Annotated in this window: 20 protein-coding genes; 8 read left to right on the top strand and 12 right to left on the bottom strand. The window is 32.7% G+C overall.

Going from position 1 to position 22,144, the window contains the following annotated elements:
- Positions 1-214: 214 nt before the first annotated feature.
- Positions 215-1,330 carry an alanine dehydrogenase gene (ald, locus tag KA814_RS07160; RefSeq protein WP_046206860.1) on the bottom strand — a complete coding sequence of 372 codons (1,116 nt, stop codon included), beginning with the start codon at positions 1,328-1,330 and terminating at the stop codon, positions 215-217.
- 150 nt (positions 1,331-1,480) lie between these two features.
- Here ald and KA814_RS07165 point away from each other — a divergent pair, with 150 nt between their 5' ends.
- Positions 1,481-1,984, top strand: coding sequence for a universal stress protein (locus KA814_RS07165; RefSeq protein ID WP_046206859.1), 504 nt, complete (start codon positions 1,481-1,483; stop codon positions 1,982-1,984).
- A 208-nt stretch (positions 1,985-2,192) separates the two neighbouring features.
- A complete protein-coding gene (locus KA814_RS07170; RefSeq protein ID WP_064208845.1) occupies positions 2,193-3,362 on the top strand; it encodes an esterase-like activity of phytase family protein in 1,170 nt (389 codons plus the stop codon).
- Between the two features lie 243 nt (positions 3,363-3,605).
- On the opposite strand, the gene KA814_RS07175 is transcribed toward KA814_RS07170, so the two are convergent.
- The 9 genes from KA814_RS07175 to ezrA form a co-directional block, all read right to left on the bottom strand.
- The gene (locus KA814_RS07175) at positions 3,606-4,805 is read right to left on the bottom strand and encodes an acetate kinase (protein WP_046206857.1); all 1,200 of its coding nucleotides are present in this window, start codon (positions 4,803-4,805) and stop codon (positions 3,606-3,608) included.
- Between the two features lie 87 nt (positions 4,806-4,892).
- Positions 4,893-5,840, bottom strand: coding sequence for a class I SAM-dependent methyltransferase (locus tag KA814_RS07180; RefSeq protein ID WP_064208844.1), 948 nt, complete (start codon positions 5,838-5,840; stop codon positions 4,893-4,895).
- 158 nt (positions 5,841-5,998) lie between these two features.
- Positions 5,999-6,493: a thiol peroxidase gene (gene tpx / locus KA814_RS07185; RefSeq protein ID WP_046206855.1), complete on the bottom strand. Its 495-nt coding sequence runs from the start codon at positions 6,491-6,493 to the stop codon at positions 5,999-6,001.
- 89 nt (positions 6,494-6,582) lie between these two features.
- Positions 6,583-7,122: an RDD family protein gene (locus KA814_RS07190; RefSeq protein ID WP_064208843.1), complete on the bottom strand. Its 540-nt coding sequence runs from the start codon at positions 7,120-7,122 to the stop codon at positions 6,583-6,585.
- A 9-nt stretch (positions 7,123-7,131) separates the two neighbouring features.
- On the bottom strand, positions 7,132-8,124 hold the full coding sequence (sppA, locus tag KA814_RS07195) for a signal peptide peptidase SppA (protein ID WP_046206853.1): 993 nt from the start codon (positions 8,122-8,124) through the stop codon (positions 7,132-7,134).
- Positions 8,125-8,348: 224 nt separating this feature from the next.
- Positions 8,349-9,125 (bottom strand): sulfite exporter TauE/SafE family protein, encoded by a 777-nt coding sequence (locus tag KA814_RS07200; RefSeq protein ID WP_064208842.1) that lies wholly within the window; start codon positions 9,123-9,125, stop codon positions 8,349-8,351.
- 80 nt (positions 9,126-9,205) lie between these two features.
- Entirely contained in the window at positions 9,206-10,429 is a 1,224-nt protein-coding gene (gene thiI / locus KA814_RS07205) for a tRNA uracil 4-sulfurtransferase ThiI (RefSeq protein ID WP_064208841.1), read from the bottom strand.
- Positions 10,426-11,562: a cysteine desulfurase family protein gene (locus tag KA814_RS07210; RefSeq protein ID WP_064208840.1), complete on the bottom strand. Its 1,137-nt coding sequence runs from the start codon at positions 11,560-11,562 to the stop codon at positions 10,426-10,428. The genes thiI and KA814_RS07210 overlap by 4 nt, the downstream gene beginning before the upstream one ends.
- A 298-nt stretch (positions 11,563-11,860) precedes the next feature.
- Positions 11,861-13,552 carry a septation ring formation regulator EzrA gene (gene ezrA, locus KA814_RS07215; protein WP_210122710.1) on the bottom strand — a complete coding sequence of 564 codons (1,692 nt, stop codon included), beginning with the start codon at positions 13,550-13,552 and terminating at the stop codon, positions 11,861-11,863.
- A gap of 224 nt (positions 13,553-13,776) precedes the next feature.
- Here ezrA and KA814_RS07220 point away from each other — a divergent pair, with 224 nt between their 5' ends.
- From KA814_RS07220 to KA814_RS07230, 3 genes are all read left to right on the top strand, one after another.
- Positions 13,777-14,241, top strand: a complete 465-nt coding sequence (locus tag KA814_RS07220; protein ID WP_064208839.1) for a GAF domain-containing protein — start codon at positions 13,777-13,779, stop codon at positions 14,239-14,241.
- 254 nt (positions 14,242-14,495) lie between these two features.
- Positions 14,496-15,098: a 30S ribosomal protein S4 gene (gene rpsD / locus KA814_RS07225; RefSeq protein WP_019468598.1), complete on the top strand. Its 603-nt coding sequence runs from the start codon at positions 14,496-14,498 to the stop codon at positions 15,096-15,098.
- A 252-nt stretch (positions 15,099-15,350) separates the two neighbouring features.
- Positions 15,351-15,857 carry a GNAT family N-acetyltransferase gene (locus KA814_RS07230; protein ID WP_046206846.1) on the top strand — a complete coding sequence of 169 codons (507 nt, stop codon included), beginning with the start codon at positions 15,351-15,353 and terminating at the stop codon, positions 15,855-15,857.
- Positions 15,858-16,190: 333 nt separating this feature from the next.
- On the opposite strand, the gene KA814_RS07235 is transcribed toward KA814_RS07230, so the two are convergent.
- On the bottom strand, positions 16,191-16,934 hold the full coding sequence (locus KA814_RS07235; protein WP_064208838.1) for a glycerophosphodiester phosphodiesterase: 744 nt from the start codon (positions 16,932-16,934) through the stop codon (positions 16,191-16,193).
- Between the two features lie 78 nt (positions 16,935-17,012).
- Between KA814_RS07235 and KA814_RS07240 the strand changes: the two genes are divergently transcribed.
- The 3 genes from KA814_RS07240 (at position 17,013) to serA (ending at position 20,387) form a co-directional block, all read left to right on the top strand.
- Positions 17,013-17,453, top strand: coding sequence for an SACOL1771 family peroxiredoxin (locus KA814_RS07240; RefSeq protein ID WP_210122711.1), 441 nt, complete (start codon positions 17,013-17,015; stop codon positions 17,451-17,453).
- Positions 17,454-17,617: 164 nt separating this feature from the next.
- Positions 17,618-18,778 (top strand): pyridoxal-phosphate-dependent aminotransferase family protein, encoded by a 1,161-nt coding sequence (locus KA814_RS07245; RefSeq protein WP_064208837.1) that lies wholly within the window; start codon positions 17,618-17,620, stop codon positions 18,776-18,778.
- Positions 18,771-20,387 carry a phosphoglycerate dehydrogenase gene (gene serA / locus KA814_RS07250; RefSeq protein ID WP_064208836.1) on the top strand — a complete coding sequence of 539 codons (1,617 nt, stop codon included), beginning with the start codon at positions 18,771-18,773 and terminating at the stop codon, positions 20,385-20,387. The genes KA814_RS07245 and serA overlap by 8 nt, the downstream gene beginning before the upstream one ends.
- Before the next feature lie 536 nt (positions 20,388-20,923).
- Here serA and KA814_RS07255 read toward each other — a convergent pair.
- Positions 20,924-22,045 carry an HAD family hydrolase gene (locus KA814_RS07255; protein ID WP_064208835.1) on the bottom strand — a complete coding sequence of 374 codons (1,122 nt, stop codon included), beginning with the start codon at positions 22,043-22,045 and terminating at the stop codon, positions 20,924-20,926.
- Between the last annotated feature and the right edge of the window lie 99 nt (positions 22,046-22,144).

Raw genomic sequence — 22,144 nt, forward strand, 5'->3', positions numbered from 1 at the left:
CTGCAACACAAATTTCATCATATTGTTGACCATTAAGTTTATAATGCTATGAAATTAAACGATTGTTGTGTTCGTGTCACAATATTTAGATTATATTTTACAATTATCATTATTTAAACACATTAAATTTCATAAATTATTTTAAAATCTAAATTAAAAACTGGTAACCTCTACTTTATAGAAGAGATTACCAGTTTTTGTTTGTTATTTTTTATTATTTAAGAGAACTTTCAACATTAGAATAAGGTAAATTCAAAGCTTCACCTACACCTTTATTTGTTAATACACCATTAATTGTATTTAAACCAAATGATAGAGGTTCGTTATCTTGTAATGCTTTTAAGTAACCTTTTCCCGCAATTTGTAATGCATATGGTAACGTTGCATTATTCAATGCAATGGTAGAAGTACGTGGTACTGCACCAGGCATATTAGCCACAGCATAATGTACAACACCATGTTTTTTATACGTTGGATCATCATGCGTTGAAATACGATCAGTTGTCTCGAAAATACCACCTTGGTCTATAGCAATATCCACGATTACCGAACCGTCTTTCATGGATTTTACCATGTCTTCAGTAACTAGATTTGGCGCTTTGGCACCTGGAATTAATACCGCACCGATAACTAAGTCGCTGTTTTTAACACATTGTTCAATATTTAACGGGTTAGACATAATTGTGTGCACACGACCATCAAATAAATCTTCAAGCTCTTGTAAACGCTTAGGATTAACATCCAAAATTGTTACATCGGCACCTAATCCTAATGCTATTTTAGCAGCATTTGTGCCAGCTTGACCTCCACCGATAATCGTTACGCGGCCTTTAGAGACGCCAGGCACACCGCCAAGTAAAATGCCCATGCCACCTTTATATTTTTGTAAAAATTCTGCCCCAATTTGAGCAGACATACGCCCTGCTACTTCACTCATTGGCGTTAATAGTGGTAATGATTTATCTGGCAATTGAACCGTTTCATAAGCAATACCTATTACTTTATTATCTAATAAAGCTTGTGTGAGTTTCTTTTCATTTGCTAAATGTAAATAAGTAAATAGTATGAGTCCTTCCTTAAAGTATTGGAACTCTTCTTCTAATGGCTCTTTGACTTTCATAACCATATCCACGTTCCATACTTCAGCTGGTCCATCACCAATTTTCGCCCCAGCCGTAACATAATCATCATCTTCAAAATATGAACCTAAACCAGCAGATTTTTCAACAATGACTGAGTGACCTTGTTCTACTAATGCATGTACACCACTTGGTGATAAACTCACCCTATTTTCATTGTTTTTAATCTCCTTCGGAATACCTATTCTCATTTTATCCACCTCCAAATTTATAGTAACGCGTATTATATGAAAGCGCAATCATAGTTTAGGGTATTTTTACAACATGTATTAAGGGGAATTATGTTAATATTCTGTAAATAGTGGTATAATATAAGCAAGAAGATGAAGGAGGTAATTGTGATGCTAACGTATAAAAATATTTTAATCGCTGTCGATGGATCACATGAAGCTGAATGGGCATTTAATAAAGCTGTAGAAGTAGCAAAACGTAATGACTCTAAACTAACAATCGTCAATGTTATTGATTCAAGAACTTACTCTTCTTATGAAGTTTATGATGCTCAATTTACTGAAAAATCAAAAAATTTCTCAGAAGATTTGTTAAAAGGTTATAAAGAAGTAGCAACAAATGCTGGTGTAACCGCGGTTGAAACAAGACTAGAATTTGGTTCACCTAAAGCAATCATACCTAAAAAGTTAGCAGCTGATGTAGAAGCAGATTTAATTATGTGTGGTACGTCAGGATTAAATGCAGTTGAAAGATTTATCGTAGGTTCTGTGTCTGAGGCAATTGTACGACATTCTCCGTGTGACGTGTTGGTGGTACGCACAGAAGAACTTCCAGAAGACTTCCAACCACAAGTAGCTACAGATGAATTTAGATCTAAGTATCAAGCACACTAACTTTAATATTCGACCTATTTAATAAAAGCATACAGATTTAAAAGAAGAGAGATAGTTTGCACGATATATAGTGTTAAACTATCTCTTTTTATTAATTTTCTTAACATCTATAATTTACTTGTTATCCAATTGTTATATTAAATTCAAATGCGCTTCATATCAGGTAAGTAAAATAACATTAAGACATACCCCTAAAGGAGTCAATGATATGAAACAATTTAAGAGACTGATGATACTTAGTTTTGCCATTAATGCTTTTTTGATTTCTGCACCAACACATACATACGCATCTTCAACTGATGATATAGAAAGTAAAAAAACAGCTACTCGATTAAATTATATAGATACGGAAACAATTCCTTATAATAAATCATTTAATGATACAAAAGTAGGCGGTCTTTCTGGCATTTCCTATGATGCCAAATCCAAAAAATGGCTTATGATTAGCGATGACCGTTCAGAAGAAAATCCAGCCAGATTTTATGAAGCTCAAATTCATTATAATAAACACAAATTTAATAAAGTAAAATTCACTCGAATGCACTATTTAACACAAGCTAATGGAACAAAATACCCAAATAAAGCATCGTATAATCCCCATTCACAAGATGTTGTAGTTGACCCAGAATCAATTAGAATTGATCCTCTCAATCGTAACCATATACTTTATACAAGTGAAGGTGATCGAAATCTCGGTTTCAATCCCTTCATAAGAATAGCTAGTAGAACTGGAACATTGATCAATGATTTGCAAATCAATAACCCTATCAAAAAGGATGATCAAAATAAATATGGATTTAGAAATAATCAGGCGCTAGAGGGGAGTACGTTTTCTGAAAATGGTAAGTATATCTGGACTTCTATGGAAGCACCTTTACTTCAAGATGATCAATTACCAACCACAGAATCAGGCGCCTTAACACGCTTAACAAAATATAATCGTCAAGGAGATGTTATAACTGAAAAAGCTTATTCTCTAGATCCAATTCCTAAAAAACCTGGAAAAAATAAAGATGCTGAAAATGGAATTGCTGAAATTTTAACCTTGAATCAAAAACAATTACTTGTACTTGAGCGTGCCACTGTTCAAGATAAAAATAGTAATTTCAAAAATTATATTCGCGTCTATAAAGTCGATATAGCCAGTGGAACAGATATTAAAAATATTAAATCTCTCCAAAAATCTCACGTCGCACCGGTAAAAAAACAACTGATCGCAAATCTTAATGAGCAAGACATTGGGCATATCGACAATATAGAAGGAATGTCATTTGGCCCGAAATTACCTAATGGTAACGATAGCTTGGTCTTTATTTCAGATAATAACTTCAATCAAAAACAACAAACGAACCTAACTGCATTCGAAATAAAACCTTAAAAATACAACAATCAGCTTATGTTTTTCAATTCAAGTATATTTTTTAAAACTTAATAAGTAGTTAAAACATTAATAATAAAACAAAAGAAAACGTCAATTTCTATAAGCTTGCAATAGAAATTGACGTTTATTTATAAATCAAAATGCTTATATTCAAGATTTTGTTTTGAAACTTTTTAAGATTTTGAACTGAATCAAGTCTCTATACTTTGAAATTAAACAATCTCTAGTTTTGTTTCAAACTTATTCTAGATTACCAAATTTAACTACATCGCGTGCAATCATGACTTCTTCGTTTGTAGGAATAACAATGACTTTTACTGGTGAGTGAGGATAGTTAATGAAACCTTCTTCTCCATGAATCGCTTCATTTTTCTTAGCATCCCAATAAACTCCCATAAATTCTAAACCTTCTAAAACTTTTGCTCTAACAGGATCAGAGTTCTCGCCTACACCTGCAGTAAAGATGATTACATCTACGCCGTGCATACGTGTCGCATAAGAACCAATATATTTGTGAATTCTTGATGCAAAGACATCTAATGCTAATTGAGCACGTTCTTTACCTGCTTTAGCTTCATCAATAATGTCTCTTAAATCACTTGAAGTACCAGAAATACCTAATAAACCTGATTCTTTATTTAATGTATTCAAAACTTCTTCTGCATTTTTTCCTGTTTTTTCCATAATAAATGGAATTAATGCAGGGTCAATATTTCCTGAACGCGTACCCATAGTAACACCAGCAAGTGGTGTGAATCCCATTGAAGTATCAACAGATTCACCGCCATCTATTGCAGCAATTGATGCACCATTACCGATGTGACATGAAATCATGCGTAATTCTTCAATCGGTTTGCCCAAAATCTCAGCTGCGCGTTGAGATACATATTTATGACTTGTTCCGTGGAATCCATATTTACGAATACCATAATCTTCGTAATATTGGTATGGTAAGCTGTATAAATAAGATTTTTCTGGCATAGTTTGATGGAACGAAGTATCAAAAATAGCTACATGTGGAATTTCTGGTAACAATTTACGGAAAGCACGAATACCCATTAAGTTTGCAGGGTTGTGTAAAGGTGCTAATTCACTTAATGACTCAATTTGTTCTTCAACTTCATCCGTAACATATACTGAATTTGGGAATAATTCACCACCATGAACGACACGATGACCTGTTCCGTCAATGTCATAAATGCTATCAATCACACCATGTTTTTTGAAACTTTCTAACATGATATTAACCGCTTGTTCATGGTCTGCAATATCTAAAGTTTCCTTGTGTTTTTCTCCACCCACTTCAATGGTAAATACAGAATCTTTTAATCCAATACGTTCAATTAGTCCTTTAGTAACAATTTTTTCTTCCGGCATTTCAATAAGTTGAAATTTCAATGATGAACTACCAGCGTTAATAGCCAAAATTAATTTTGACATAGCATAATGCCTCCAATTTAAATTAAATTATTTTATATCCATATCTATTTAATCATTAATACAGTAAGAATTCAAGAATATTACAGTTTAATTTTCAGGATGATTTTCCATCATCCAAGCGTTTAAATCTTGTAAAAAGGCTTGAAATTGTTGAGGGCTTTTGAAATCAGGTATATTCGCTAACAGAACCTCTACTGGCTTTGTTACATTCGTTTCTTTCTTCTGCAGTATAAGTATGGATTTACGCGCTTTTTCATTTTTAAATAGTGTAGATGGCAAGTTTAAAAAAGCTTGCATTTCTGTTTCTGTTGCAATGAAATTTTGTAACTGTTTCACATTTGTACTTTCAAATAAATTACTAGGTACTACTAAAAATGCATATCCTGATGTTTTTAAGGCTGTTACTGCTTGTTCAATTAATAAATAGTGAGAGAAGCTATGCCCTTCTTCAAACCCTAGTTGCATTTCTTTACTTCTTTCATCTACTGGATAATACCCTATCGGTAGATCACCGATAACAACATCTGCATCTTCAAAAGGTAGTGGCATGATAGCGTCTTGAGGATAAACATCAAATGGAATTTCTAAAAAGTTTGCCAAATGTACACTCACGCGTGATAATACAGGATCCACTTCAACCAGGTGATGCATAATCGTATGTTCAGTGAGTATTTCATGTACAGAAGCGCTCAAATGTCCAGCACCACTCGCAATATCCGCTACATGGAATTCATCTTTGTTTTTTAAAAAACGTTCGGCAAGGAATCCTAGAATCATTCCAATTGAATCAGGTGTAATTTGATGATTTGCTTGAACATCCTCTTTTTGCATTAAATTTAAATAAGCAAATTGAAATGCTTTACGTCTATCTTGTAGCGTGGCTTGTTCCAACAATGACCTTTGATTAGTATAAATATTTTCCATTGCAAGTCCTAAATTTTCTATGAAACTTTGACCATTCTCTTCATTTAAAGATTTGGTTTTTTCATCAAGTGCCTTAAATAATTGTTCCATTACTGTCTCTTCTTGTGCCATTTAAAAGTCCTTTCTAAAAAAACTGTCCATAATTTAATTGAAATTAAGTCAGTACCCTAACTTATATTACCAAATAATTATGGACAGTTTAATTTATAATGTCAACGATACTGTTTTGTGAGTTTTACTAGTTTAATCATATGACAATATTATATTATTTATAGATTACGATAAGCTTCTAAAGCAGCATCAAAGTCTGGGAAATTTGTACCTTCAGAAACAATTTCAGTATAAACTACTTTATTGTTTTTATCTAAGACAAAAACAGAACGTGCTAATAAACGCAATTCTTCCATAACAACGCCGTACGTTTTACCGAAAGATAAGTTTCTATGATCACTTAAAGTGATTACATTATCTAAACCATTTGAAGCACACCATCTTTTTTGTGCAAATGGCAAGTCTACAGAAATAGTTAAAACCACACCATCTTCCTTAGCAGCTTCTTCATTAAATTTACGTGTTTGTTGATCACAAACACCTGTATCTATAGACGGAATAACACTAATTAATTTCTTATGTCCGTCATAACTTTCTAAAGTTACTTCATTTAAATCATTGTCTAAGACAGTAAAATTTGGAGCATATTCTCCTTTTTTTACTTGTGAACCATATAGTGTTACTGGTTCTTGTTTAAATGTAATTTGTGCCATATTGCACGCCTCCTATTAAATAGTTCTTACAACCATAGTATACCTATCTATCGTATCAAAATAAACTCATAGCTCAGTAAAATTCACATTTATTTTTTTAAATAAAACAACTTTTCAAATTTATTTCTGATTACGACTGTATCAGCAAAGATATCATGGATACCCTTGTGTTTATTTGTAAACAAAACAATCAAGTAAGGTAAGTTAAATAAAACGCCACTTATAATACGACCAATCCATTCTCTAAACAACACATCTGCCCATGTAAGAGATTGACGATCTATCCGTTCTACTCGAATGTTACAAATCATTTTACCTATCGTTTGTTTGAAAAATTTAGTTAATAATACAAAATATAAATAAAATACAAGTGCATCTAAAACGTGACCTAAGCTAAAATAATCAATCCATAACTTAAGTTCATCAATTTGCGTAAAATGATATAGCGGTTTTAATAATAGTCCTTGAATGCCAAATATAATGAGTAAATCAATAATAAAACTCCAAAACCTTATACCAAAACTAGCATATACAGACTTTGTTAATTGTTCATGATACATTGCTTCTATATCAGATTTATCATTTTCTGGGGTTGACTGTAATGTTTGTTGATTTGTATACTGCTCCATTATATACACCTAACCTTTATATAGATACATAGGTTCAGCTTCTGTATCATTGCTTATAATTGATTTCAATTCACTTAATTCATTTTTGAATTGATGTAATGTTGTTTTAGTTGAATAAATAGAACTAAACCAACCTTCGTCTTCACTATATTTAAACACTTCAGCATCCTTTGCTTTTATGTCTTTCTTAAGTGCTTTTAACGCATTATCGTTATAACCAATTTCATCAATCAAACCATTTTTTTCGGCTTGTTGCGCACTATATATACGTCCATCAGCTAACTTTTTAACCTTTTTCTCTGGCATATCTCTACCTTTAGCAACAATACCAACAAATCTTTCATAACTATCATTTAATACTGATTGCATGATATCTTTCTCTTCATTAGTCATTTTTCGAGAACTACTCATAATATCTTTATGTTCACCAGATTTAATGACATTTTCCTTAACGCCTAATTTTTCTTGTAAACCAGAATAATCAACGTTTGACATAATAACGCCAATAGATCCAGTAGTCGTTTGTGGACCAGCATATATTTTATCAGCAGGGGCAGATATATAATATCCACCAGATGCAGCCATCGCATCCATATGTACATAAACCTTTTTATCTTTTTTCTTTATTTCTTTAATTTTTTTATAAATTTCATCACTTGGATATGTACCTCCACCTGGTGTGTTAACGGTTAATAAAACACCTTTAATCGAGCTATCTTTTTTAACTTTATCCAACTGTTTAAGAAATGCTTCATGATTATAACCAGAACTTCCAAACATTCCTTCACCAGTACCCTCACTAATTTCACCATTTAAAGTTAAGTGTACAATGCGTTTTGAAGTATCACCTTCTGATTCTACCGTTTCAGTAAATGGATCTATTTCTGACATACTATCTTCACTAAAAAGCGAAGAAATCACAGTAGATATCGAACTCATAACAATACCACCAAGCACGATAATTACGGCAAGTACTATTGCTATTATTCTCTTTTTCGACATAACGTATTCACTCCCAGAATATTTTTTCAATCGTTTCAAATACAATTTAAACATAATCAATTCAATAATGTATACCATTATACGAAAATAAAAAAGGATTAAGATAGCAATAGGCTAGTATGAGTGTCTATTTAAAATGAAAAGAAGCTGAGACAATTAATTGTCTCAGCCATGTTCACGTATCTGAATACCTTTGAAATATAGCAAATTCTTTTTCCAAATGATCAATTTATTAATTGCATTATGTAATCGTAAGCATTTTTAATAATCAATATGGCAGTTACAACAATAAATAAAGTTTTTACATAACTGACACCTTTTTTAATTGCAAAAGCTGCCCCAACATACGATCCACAAATCATACTTGCTGCCATAATTAAACCATAAAAATAGTCAACCTGATCTAATATCATAAACAAAATTAAAGCGCCTAAATTGGAAGCAAAATTTAATAATTTCGCGTTTCCGGCAGCACTTAAAAAATCAAAACCGAACATAAGTAAAATAAAAAGCATAAATGAGCCGGTACCACCACCTAAAAAACCATCATAAAATCCTATGAGTGACATAAGACTCATAAATAAGATTGCTTTACCAAGCGACAATTTTGTAAATGTACGCACATTTCCCCAATCTTTTTTAACTAACGTATAAATCATCACTAACGTCAAAATAATGATAACCAATGGTTTTAACAGTTCAGCGGGTAGAAATGTAGCAACGCTAGCACCACATATTGCTAAAATAAATACAAATGGAAATAACTTTCCTACTATCTTCAAATCGACATTACCCGACCTCAAGAAACGAAATGCACTTGTAAGTGAGCCAAATGAACTTGCTAATTTATTAGTACCCAATGCAATAGCGGGGGGCATACCAACAGCTAATAATGCCGGGATAGAAATTAAGCCGCCCCCACCTACAACTGCATCAATAAACGCCGCTAAAAATCCTAGAAGTATAATTATAAGTACGATTGAAATATCCCAATCTAGCATGATTCCATCCCCTATCTGTTTTATCCTTATGTCTAATTAACTCATGTTGTTCGTATGGAATTGAATACTCAAAGTAAATATTAAAATAAATGATCTGCCAATGCTTGCGTTTCAGTATCTTTTTCACTTTGATAGTCTGGCGTAATTGTTAAAGTTTCTATTTGTTCAAATGCTTCTTGTACAAGAGGTTCAAAATCATATACCGCTTCAAATTTTTCGACTTTTTCAATGTCTGGCTCCGTCGCAGGATTTTTAGGTGTAAAGATGGTACAACAATCTTCATATGGCTGAATAGATGTCTCAAATGTACCAATTTCTTTGGCTCTCTTCACGATGTCTTCCTTATCTAATGTTAAAAGTGGTCGTAAGATTGGTGTAGATGTCACATGATTGATAGCATACATACTTTTAAGGGTTTGACTAGCAACCTGTCCTAAATTTTCACCATTTACGATGGCATGTCCATCAATATCATGCACAAGCTTATCCGCTACCCTCATCATCATTCTACGTGTTGAAGTCATCGTATAGCGCTCATGTACGACTTTATTAATTTGTTTTTGTAAAGCAGTGAAGGGTACAATATGCAATTTAATAGGACCAACATGCGCAGACATAATTCTTGTCAGTTCAATTACTTTATCTTTAGCCTTTTCACTCGTGAATGGTGGACTATGAAAATGAATGGCTTCTACAGTGACACCTCTTCTCATAACTTCAATACCAGCTACTGGAGAATCTATACCTCCGGATAACATAAGTAATGTCTTACCACCCGTACCAACTGGTAATCCACCAGATCCTGCAATGACTTGATCATAAACATAAATAGCGTCTAATCGAACCTCAACTTTAATCGTATGGTTTGGGTTGTGTACATCTACTGTTAGATCATCAGTTGCGTTTAATACGGTTTCACCAAGTTCTTTTTGCAATTGATATGTATCAAACGAAAAGTTTTTATCTGAGCGTTTGACATCAATCTTAAATGTATCTCCATGTGCATAACCTTGAGCAAATTTTACAGCTATATCACGTACTGCTTCTATTGTTTTATCAATTTTCAATACGGGACTGATAGAATAAATACCAAATACTTTTTCTAAGCGGCGACACATTTCTTCAATATCTGCACCTTCATCTAATTCAATGTACATTCTATCTCTATTGGCTTTGACTTTATATCCTTGCAGTGGCATTAATGCGCGTTTAACATTTGAACGTAATTTATTAACAAACATCTTACGGTTAGCACCTTTTAAGGTTAACTCTCCATATCTCACTAAAATGTGATCATAAATCATTTTAACAACTCCTTCACTTCTTCATATACAAGATTAAATTTCTCCTTAAAATCACCTATATCATCAGTAGTAGTATTGGCACCCATTGATATTCTGATACTGCCTTCTATTTGCGTTTTAGGGATATCCATTGCTAAAAGTACTTCGTTCAAGGATGCCTTTTTGGATGAACAAGCACTTGTAGTAGATAGCATAATATCATATTTTGAAAATGCATTTACTAATACTTCACCTTTCACGCCGGGAAAACCAACATTCAAAATATGTGGTGAAGCGCCGCTAGGAGAATTAACCTTTACACCACCAAATTCATTTAAAAATTGGATGATTTCCTGATTGAACTCACTTAATTTTTCATATAGTTGCGCGCTTTCTTTTACAGCGACTTTTAAAGCTTTCACGATGGCTATATCAATAGGAAGATTGACTGTGCCACTTCTAAGTCCGTATTCTTGACCACCGCCATGAACAATTGGCTCAATTTGATGTAAATTACGAACAAATAAAAGGCCTTGGCCTTTTAAGCCATGAAATTTATGACCACTTAAACTCATTGTGTCAGCAGATTTAAAATCTAACGCAATTTTACCTATTGCTTGTACTGCATCAACATGTAAGTGTGCTTTAGGGTATTGGTGAACAATTTTTGCCACCGCTTCGATAGGTTGAATTTGTCCCATGATATTATTGACTTGCATACACGTTACAAGAGCTACCTTATCTGACATCAACGATTTCAAATGTTCTAAATCAATTTGTCCATCTTTAGTCACGTTTACATATTTTATATCGAAACCTTCATTTTCTAATGAACGAACAACCTCTAAAACAGAGGGATGTTCTAAAACTGAAGTGATTATGACATTTGCAAATGCTCTTTTCTTGTAGGCAATCCCTTTGATAGCAATATTATTGGATTCAGTTGCGCCACTTGTAAAAACAATATCAAAATCTTTTTCTAATTTAAATAGTTCTTTAATTTGATCTTTTGATTGTTGTAATAACTGCTCTGCTTGTATACCTGCTTTATGTGGGCTGTTTGGATTAAAATATAGCGATTCATTTACTTTTAAAAAGGTATCTAATACGTCTTGTCGCGGTTTCGTTGTCGCTGCATTATCAAGATAAATCAATGTTTTCACTCCAATTCTATATCATTTTATATTTAAGGATTTTTCATATTTATTTTTTATATCAACATATCATTTCTTATTTTAAAGTTTCCCTTTTAGCATTATACTCGGTTTTATTAAAAAGAAAAGAGAGTAAGACAGAAAATGGTTTTTTAAATATAAATTCTTCATCACTGTCTATATGAATTTTTAAATGATCATTAAATATTAATAATTTGTTCATACAAACATCTAGCGCCAAAAAATTATTTGAGGCTGGAACATTTTTATGTTCCAGCCTCAAAAACATTACTATTATTTAGTTGATAACTTGTGATTCAATTTGTTTTGTAACACCTGATTCTACACTCTCTAGCGCTTGTTCAGATATTTCAATTGAGCGTTTGTAACGATTATTTTTAAATAAACGCTCTGCTTCATTAAGACTTTTATCAATATTTGAACTTTCTTTACGATAGCGGTTCCCATATTCAATCAATTTTTCAGCATAGACTGCATTGACGAGAACATCTGTTGCTTCATCTTCAAATTTATTCATTTGTAGAACCACTTTAGAGACTTTATCTTTAAGTTGTTTTACATGGATGGGTCTCACACTAAATTTTTTGTTTACTTCACGCACTTCATAATCTATTTCATTTTTCATAATGATGAATCTTTCAGGTACACTCGGTAAATTTGAGGCCAAGAGTTTTCTATAAACTTCCTCTTTTTTACTTTGAACACGCAAGATATTTTCTTCTGCTTCTGCTTCATCTTCTCGAAGTTGAATTAAATGATTTTGTAGTTTTTCTTGTTTTTCATTGATGACATCAACATGTTCTTCGATATATTTCAAGTTATCTTGGACTTCGCTATATCTTACTGCTGATTTCGCCATTTCTTGTAATATTTCATCATATACTGAAATCATGCTCTGAATTTCATTTTCAAACTGTCTTACATTTTGAACATCACTTTCGTTTATATAATAATTTTCGCGCACATATTCAATTTCAGTTTGTAACGTATAATTCATTTCTTTAGCTCTAAATAGATTATCAGTGATAACTTCTTTTGTTTCTTCTACTTCATTTTTTGCTTTTACTTCATGTTCGATTAATTCATACATTTCATCAAGACGATCATTAATACTATTTAATTTATCATTTGCTTCGTCTAATTCTAATCTACTGATCATTGGTTCAACGAAACTCAATTCTGTTTTAAGCGTCTGTAATGAACTATCAATTTTGACATGATCTAAATCATAACCCTCGACTTTCAAGTCGCGACATCCATATTTTAAATCTTGGAATTGTCCTGGTAATTCTTTTTGTGCTTCTCTAATCAACTCAGGAATTTCATCCATATCTTTTTTAAGATAATTCATATCTTCATTAAGTGTTTTGATATGATTGTACGCTTGGTTATAATTGCCGTCCTCTTTTAATGTTTCATATGTTTCCATTTCTGGAACAAATGATTCAATTTCTTGTTCCAATGGAGCAGCCGCTTCACCGAATTGATGTCTATTAGCTAACACATCACGTTTCATTTCACGATAGTCCACCTTACACGCTTCATACAGGTGGTCACTTTCTTTATGTAGATTTAAAATATTTTCAACTTTTGAAGTAAGTTCATTGTAGTTTTCTTCATATTTATCCATCAATTCATGTGCTTCATCAATCTCAGTTTGAGCTTGTGAAAATTTAAATTTATCAAGCAATCCTTCTGCATCATGAATTTTTTCTTCTACTGGTAATAAATATTGATTTTTACTATCTAGTGCATTTTGTTTTAAACTGTTATAAGTTGTTTTTGTCTCCCCTGTTAAAGTTAGCTCAGACAATTGAGATAGACTTTCATCATAGGGTAATTGTTCTACTTTTACTTTACGCGTTTCAGCCTTTTCAATTATTTGGCTTTTGTTGGAACGCATATAGAATAATATACCGACAATAATCAGTATAATGACAATAATTGCTAAAATGACATACAATACCATATGTTTTCTCCTCCTATTTTATCACTATTCATTATAACGTAAGATACCTACCCATTAAAGAGAAAATGAGTGAATCATCTCAATTATTTAAAATTAGTCATTAAGTTCTTTCTTTCCTAATCATATGTATAACGATAATTTTATAATATCTTCTAAAATCAATTGATTGATTACTATTAAAACAGTCTTTATACTAAATGAAAAGTAAAAAGTGAGGTTTTTTTATGCTAGAGGTTAGTGAAACAAATTATGATTTATTACAAAAGCAAGTTTCAAGTTTAATTGAAGATGAGTCCAATATGATTGCCATCCTTAGTAACGTATCTGCACTGTTAAATGATTCATTAGATCAAATTAACTGGGTAGGGTTTTATTTAGTAGAAGATAACGAATTAATTCTTGGTCCATTTCAAGGACACCCTGCTTGTGTACATATCGCTATTGGTAAAGGCGTGTGTGGGACTGCTGTTGCCAAAGATGAATCACAATTAGTAGCAGACGTAAATGCATTTCCTGGACATATTGCTTGCGATGCTAACAGTAAATCTGAAATTGTAATACCTATTCATAAAGATAGCAATGTCATAGGTGTTTTAGATATAGATGCACCTATCACAAACCGTTTCAATAATGAAGATAAGCAAGGCTTAGAAAACATTGTAGCAATCATTGAAAAACAATTATCATAAACCAATCCTGTTCTATTACAAACAAACGCAAGGTCGTCTATTGACAGATTAATATATCATGGTACAATGTTCTTTGTGTGAATAAACGAAATTAGCAGTTGTATATTAATTGGCGCTATGTTGTTCCCAAAGTGGGCGTGCCGTGTAACCGTAGCTATGAGGCGAGGACACATAAAACAATATATCCAATTAAGCATGCAACACTCTTTTTTGTTTTTTCATAACAACAAAAAAGAAAAAGGAGGAGTCTATTTATGGCTCGATTCAGAGGTTCAAACTGGAAAAAATCTCGTCGCTTAGGTATTTCTTTAAGTGGCACAGGTAAAGAATTAGAAAAACGTCCTTACGCACCAGGACAACATGGTCCTAACCAACGTAAAAAAATGTCAGAGTATGGTTTACAATTACGTGAGAAACAAAAATTACGTTATTTATATGGCATGACTGAAAGACAATTCCGTAACACATTCGAAATTGCTGGTAACCAACATGGTGTACATGGTGAAAACTTCATGCAATTACTTGCTGCACGTTTAGATGCAGTTGTATATTCATTAGGTTTAGCTCGTACACGTCGTCAAGCACGTCAAATCGTTAACCATGGTCATATCGAAGTTGACGGTAAACGTGTTGATATCCCATCATACACACTTAAACCAGGACAAGAAGTTTCAGTACGTGAAAAATCTGCTAAATTAGATATCATTGCTGAATCTGTTGAAATCAACAACTTTGTACCTGATTACTTAGAGTTTGATGCAGACAACTTAAAAGGTAAATTCATTCGCATTCCTGAACGTAGTGAATTACCAGCTGAAATCAATGAACAACTTATCGTTGAGTACTACTCAAGATAATAAGTTTTCTATTAAAACATCGACAAATTTTTTTGTCGGTGTTTTTTTGTATCCAAATTTGTAGATATTAACTCATTACGCAATCATTTCTAAACTAAAATAATAATAAACGTTAACATATTGAAAGGTTTCAAGATACCCCCATTGTATCCACTTAATGCTAAAGGAAATTAAAAGACCTTCCGCTGTACTTCTCTTCAATTTTACATTTTTCTTCACTTTGTTTATATTTAGTAAAAAGGAGTGTTAACATTGAAAATTAGAGCTTTAGAAGAAACAGATTTGGACTTTGTACATCATTTAAATAATGAATATTCCATTATGTCTTATTGGTTTGAAGAACCATATCAATCTTTAAGTGAGTTACAATCACTCTATAAAAAGCATCTATTAGATGAATCTGAAAGAAGATTTATTATCGAAAATGATTCTGAGCGTATCGGCGTGGTTGAATTGGTAGAAATTGATTTTATACATAGTAATTGCGAAATACAAATTATCGTAGATGAACAATATGGTGGTAAAGGATATGCCTCTCAAGCATTTAAAATGGCCATAGATTATGCCTTTTTAGTGTTAAACCTTCATAAAATATATTTATTTGTAGACGTTACGAACGAAAAAGCTGTACATATTTACCAAAAACAAAACTTTAAAATTGAAGGTACCTTACAAGAACATTTCTATACACGAGGTAAATATAATGATTGCCATGTAATGGGTCTTTTAAGAGATGATTGGATTAATCAACAAAAATAAATGTAACCCCCACTTCTCAACTTGTTGAGTTAGTGGGGGTTATGCATGAGCTTTAGCTCAGGTAATCCTTAAAACCACTTCTCAACTTGTTGGGTTAGTGGGACTTATGCATGAGCTTTAGCTCAGGTAATCCTTAAAACCAATTCTCAACTTGTTGAGTTAGTGGGGGTTATGCATGAGCTTTAGCTCAGGTAATCCTTAAAACCACTTCTCAACTTGTTGAGTTAGTGGGGGTTATGCATGAGCTTTAGCTCAGGTAATCCTTAAAACCACTTCTAAACTAGTTGGGTGAGTGGGACTTATGCATGTACTTTAGCTCAGGTAATCATTGAATTAACAAAATAAACGATGTGGTTTGTCAGAAATAAGACCATCTATACCAATACGGATCAGTTTTATCGCTTGGCTTTTTTCATTAACAGTATAAGGCATTACTTTTAATCCATGATAATGTGCTTTTTTCATAAAGGGTTTCGTTACTAATGAGTAGTGCGGATTAACATAGTCAGCATATTCAGCTATTTTTTTAAAAGATGGCATTTTATACCAATATCGTTTTTTGCTTATTAAAACACCTAATCGATAGCCATAATGCTTCAGATATAGTTGTTTTATAAAATTTTGATCAAAAGATTGAATGATCACTTGATTTTTATCTAGCTCGTATTGCTTTAGTTTATCTATTAAATCATTTTCAATGCCGGGATAATTTTTAGGTTGTTTCATTTCTATTAATAATGCCTGAGACGATGCTTTGATTAATGTTAATACTTCATCAAATGTCAGCAATGTTTGTTTGGTATATCTTGGATTACTATTTATACCATAATCATATTGTCTTAAATCATTAAGTGTTTGTTCTCCAACCTTCCCCCTACCATTTGATGTTCTGTCAATAGTGTCATCATGTATCACAACTAACTGACCATCCCGCGTTTTATGTAGATCTATCTCTAAAATATCTGCATTGCTTTGAAGGGCAGCTTGAATAGCAATACTGGTGTTTTCTGGATAATCCATTGCCAAGCCACGATGCGCAACTAACATTATATGATGTTTTTCGTATTCAAATGACATAAAAAGTGCCCTCCCCTTTCATTATAAACTAGAATCCACTAAACTTAAGTTATCATAAAAACAATGGAGGTCAAAGCAATGGTCCAACATCAATTTAAAGTAACTACAAAATGGGAAGATGGACGAGAATCAGTCGGTAAACTTTCTGGTGATATTTTGAATGAACAAATATCTATCCCAGCAGGTCTAGGCGGAAATGGAACTGGTACGAATCCTGATGAGTTATTAGTATCCGCAGCATCATCTTGTTATATCATTTCCCTTGCGGCTGTATTAGAACGCTCAGGTTTTACCAATATTGATATACAACAATCAACTATTGGATTAGCTATATTTGAAAATGCCAAATTTAAAATGGATACCATTACACATTATCCTGAAATAAATGTAGATACAACACAGAAAGAACAATTAAAAAAGAAACTACCAAAGTTACTAAAGATTGCAGAAAATAATTGCATGATTTCAAATTCTATAAGAGGCAATGTCGACGTCAAAATAGAACCTATATTAAAATAATTTTGCAATCATTTTATGTATGACGGAATATGATTATAATAACAATGTATGCCCTTACATATTATTAGAAATTTGAATATATTTAATTATTTTAAATTTTTACACTTTTATATTTTCTGAAAATTTGCTAAACTTGACAATCATAAGCATTGGGGGAATTACACATGAAATATTATCATCCTTTGTTACTTACACCAGGACCAACACCTGTACCAGAACATATATTACACGCTACACAATTACCAATGGTCGGACATCGATCAAGTGATTTTGAAGCAATCGCAGAACAAGCTTTTAAATCACTTAAACCTATCTTTGGTTCTAAAAATGAGGTTATGATACTTACTTCAAGTGGAACCAGCGTACTTGAAGCGAGTATGCTAAATATAGCAAATCCAGATGATGACATCGTTGTAATTGTTTCTGGTGCATTTGGCAATAGATTTAAACAAATTGCAGAAACTTATTACGATAATGTACATATATTTGAAGTTGAATGGGGACAAGCGGTCAGTGTTCCTGACTTTATCGACTTTTTAAAATCTTTAAACACTGAAATCACAGCAGTCTTTAGTCAATATTGCGAGACTTCTACGGCTGTATTACATCCTGTTCATGAACTTGGCAAAGCATTAAACGACTTTGATTCATCGATATATTTTGTGGTTGATGGTGTTAGTTGTATTGGAGCTGTTGATGTAGATTTAGACCGGGATTATATCGATGTACTTGTTTCAGGTAGTCAAAAAGCAATTATGCTTCCACCCGGTCTCGGATTTGTAGCTTATAATAATCGTGCAAAAGAACGATTTAACGCAGTAGAAACGCCTAGATTTTATTTAGATTTAAATAAATATTTAAAATCATTGGCTGAACATTCAACACCTTTCACACCCAATGTATCTTTATTTAGAGGTGTAAACGCATACGCCGAACTAATCAATGCAGAAGGTTTAGATCAAGTTGTTGCTAGGCATTATGCGATAAGGGATGGATTAAGACAAGCATTGAAAGCATTAGATTTGGAATTATTGGTTCAAGATGTTTATGCGTCTCCTACTGTCACTGCGTTCACTCCAAAATCTAAAGATGAACTCAACTATATTAAGAGTGAATTAAAAAATAGATTTGCCATTACAATTGCTGGTGGCCAGGGTCATTTAAAAGGCCAAATATTACGTATTGGCCATATGGGGCAAATATCGCCTTTTGATATTTTACAAGTTGTATCAGCGTTAGAAATACTATTGTCAGAATTTAGAAATGAATCTTATGTTGGTAAAGCTATCACACAATATATGGAGGTCGTAAAAGCATATGTATAAAATTTTAGTTTCAGATCCAATTTCACCAGATGGTTTAAAAAGTCTAACAGATCATAGCGATTTTAATGTCGACATTCAAACTGATTTGAATGAAACAGAATTAGCTGAAATCATTCCTAACTATGAGGGACTGATTGTACGTAGCCAAACACAAGTCACATCTAATATCATTGCTGCTGCACCAAACTTAAAAGTCATCGCACGTGCAGGTGTTGGTGTGGATAATATTGATGTAGAAGCTGCTACTAAACATGGTGTTATCGTTATTAATGCACCTGATGGGAATACAATTTCAGCTACTGAACATTCGATGGCAATGATTTTATCCATGGCACGTAACGTCCCTCAAGCCCACCAATCATTAAAAAATGGTAAATGGGATCGTAAAGCTTATAGAGGCACTGAACTTTATAATAAAACATTAGGTGTTATTGGTGCTGGGAGAATTGGAATTGGTGTAGCAAAACGTGCACAAAGCTTTGGTATGAACATACTTGCTTTTGATCCTTATCTGTCAGAAGACAAAGCTAAAGAACTTAATGTGACACGTGCTACAGTTGATGAAATTGCTGAACAAGCAGATTTTGTAACAGTGCATACACCGCTGACTCCAAAAACAAAAGGTATTGTAGATAAAGCATTTTTTGAAAAAGCAAAACCGACCCTTCAAATTATCAATGTTGCGCGCGGAGGTATCATTGATGAAGATGCGCTTGTCGAAGCATTAGATACTAATCAAATTCAGGGCGCTGCAATTGATGTATTTGAAAGCGAACCTGCAACTGAATCACCACTTGTTGCGCATGATAAAATCATCGTCACACCACACCTGGGTGCATCCACTGTTGAAGCACAAGAAAAAGTTGCAGTCTCCGTTGCCAATGAAATCATAGACATATTTGAAAACGGTAATGTCGTTAATGCGATTAACGCACCAAAAATGTCCTTCAATGAAATTAATGATGAATTAAAGCCATATATTGAATTAAGTAAATTAACTGGTGAAGTAGGTATTCAATTATTGGAAAAAGCCCCTCGTGAGTTACAAATTAAATATAAAGGGGATATCGCACTGGATGATACAAGTTTACTTACTAGAACCCTTGTATCAGGTGTATTACGCCAAGATTTAGCAGAACGTGTCAACTTAATAAATGCCTTAGTATTACTAAATGAGCAAGGTGTATCATATAATATAGAAAAAGATACCAAACATCGTGGATTTAGCAATTATATTGAATTAACTTTAATTAATAAAGACACACAAATTAAAATTGGTGCAACTGTACTAAATGGCTATGGCCCAAGAATCGTACGTATTAATGAATACCCTGTTGATTTCAAACCTGAAAAACATCAATTGGTTATCAATCATAACGATAGACCAGGTATTGTAGGACGTACAGGACAAATATTAGGTGAATACAATATCAATATCGCTTCTATGCATTTAGGGCGCACAAACCAAGGTGGTAATGCGTTGATGATTTTATCGATTGATCATCCTGTAACACAAGATGTAATCGATGCTTTGTATGAAATTGAAGGATTTAATCTAATAAGAAGTGTAGAATTAGATGTTGCAGCTAATGAAAATTACAATATTTAACAATAATAAACTGACAGGACAACAAAATGATTGTCCTGTCAACTTTTTATCAAGATACATTTAATTTGAACTATTATTAACTGTCTTATTCATATGAAATACTATTTAAGCGTCTGGACATAAATAGCAGAAAAATAAAGGCTGGGACTTAAATCCCCATTCTCAAAATAAGAGGGGCAATCCTTAATATGGATTGCCCCTCTTTATATTTAAAATACTACGATTTTAATCGTACATGCTTGCCTGAGGATATGGCTCGAGCCTGTAGTCTCTCACTCATATCATTCCCCCTGGCGTCAACACATTACAAAATCTCTATAAGTAATGTATCACGACATGTAAATAAAATCGTTGAAACAATTCCTAAAAAGTATGCGATGCATTCAACATCATCGTGGAGCTACTCATATCATTCGAAATGTTTATATATGCGTTTTAGTTTAAGTAAACCCTGTAAGTCATTAATCGTAATCAGCTTTAACAAGGTGTAAATATATATTAATATCCCTTATATTCTTCAATCTTCAATATTTGTATTATAATAAAATATCTCGAATTTCACCTACATGATTAACGATATATTCAGCATCATAGCTTTCTAATTCCTCACGTGCATTTTGGCCTTTCAAACCTGTTAAAGGACCGATAAAAGTTGCGCCTATCTTTTTCGCACTTAATAAATCAGCTAATGAATCACCAACAATAAATACTTCATCTGGGTTTACACGATTTTCTTGATTTGTTGCATATTTTTTATAATGTTGCAAATCATTACCATCTAGCGTTGCTAAATAGCTAAATGGATTGGGTTTCCCTAGCGGCTTTAAATCAGGAAAATGTTCTTCTGCAATCAATACATCACTAGCAGTCACAATATGTAAATCGTCAAACAATGATTTAATCCCTAATGTTTCAAATGGAACGATTGTCTCAGTACGTGGTCGGCCTGTAGCAATGGCAATTTGGTAACCAGCCTCTTTTAAATCTTCTAACAATTGCTTGATTTCACTAACAGGTCTAAGCACTACCTCTTGATATATATAGCCTTTTTTAAAGTCAGTGCGCTGTTGTTTCTGTTCTACTTCATGATATAATTCGCAACCTAAATACCATTCCTGATATATTTCTTGTGCTAGCGTCCAGAAAGGACTTTTCAACTCAAATAATTCAGCATCTTTTGTATTTAACTGTACTTTTGCATGTTCAATTAATGCTTGATATATATTTGCTTTACCAGAACTTAAACCATCTAAAAATGAAAGTGGTAATTCAAAATTAAGCTCAATATCAGAAATATGATCACCGAGAAATTGTAGCGTTTGTTCACTAAAGCTTTTTGAATTCAATGCAATAGACAATTCCTCTTGAGTAAGTGATTTGCATAAATCAATGTAATGTAATGCAATAACAATAAATAACATATCCCAGTTTGAATTCAACCCTAAAGATTTTAACTTTGTTAAGATCTCATCATGGTAGAAGACAATATCTCTTATTTCAGAAATTTGCTCATCACCCAGTTCATGAAAATCTATAGACGGGTCAATAGCAATATAATCTTTACTCATTAACATTTCATAAACCGTTAATGCAGATACATCAAAGCACCTTTCTTCACTTAAAAACACACCATCAACATCAAATAATACCGACTTCATCTTAGTTCCTCTCCTTTAATCAGAAAATTCTGATACTAGTATATCGTACTATTTACATGTGAAAAGAGCAATGTATTTCCAAAAGATATATAGAGAAAT

The organism is Staphylococcus sp. GDY8P196P (genome assembly GCF_017891705.1).
GTDB classification, from domain to species: Bacteria; Bacillota; Bacilli; order Staphylococcales; family Staphylococcaceae; genus Staphylococcus; species Staphylococcus ureilyticus.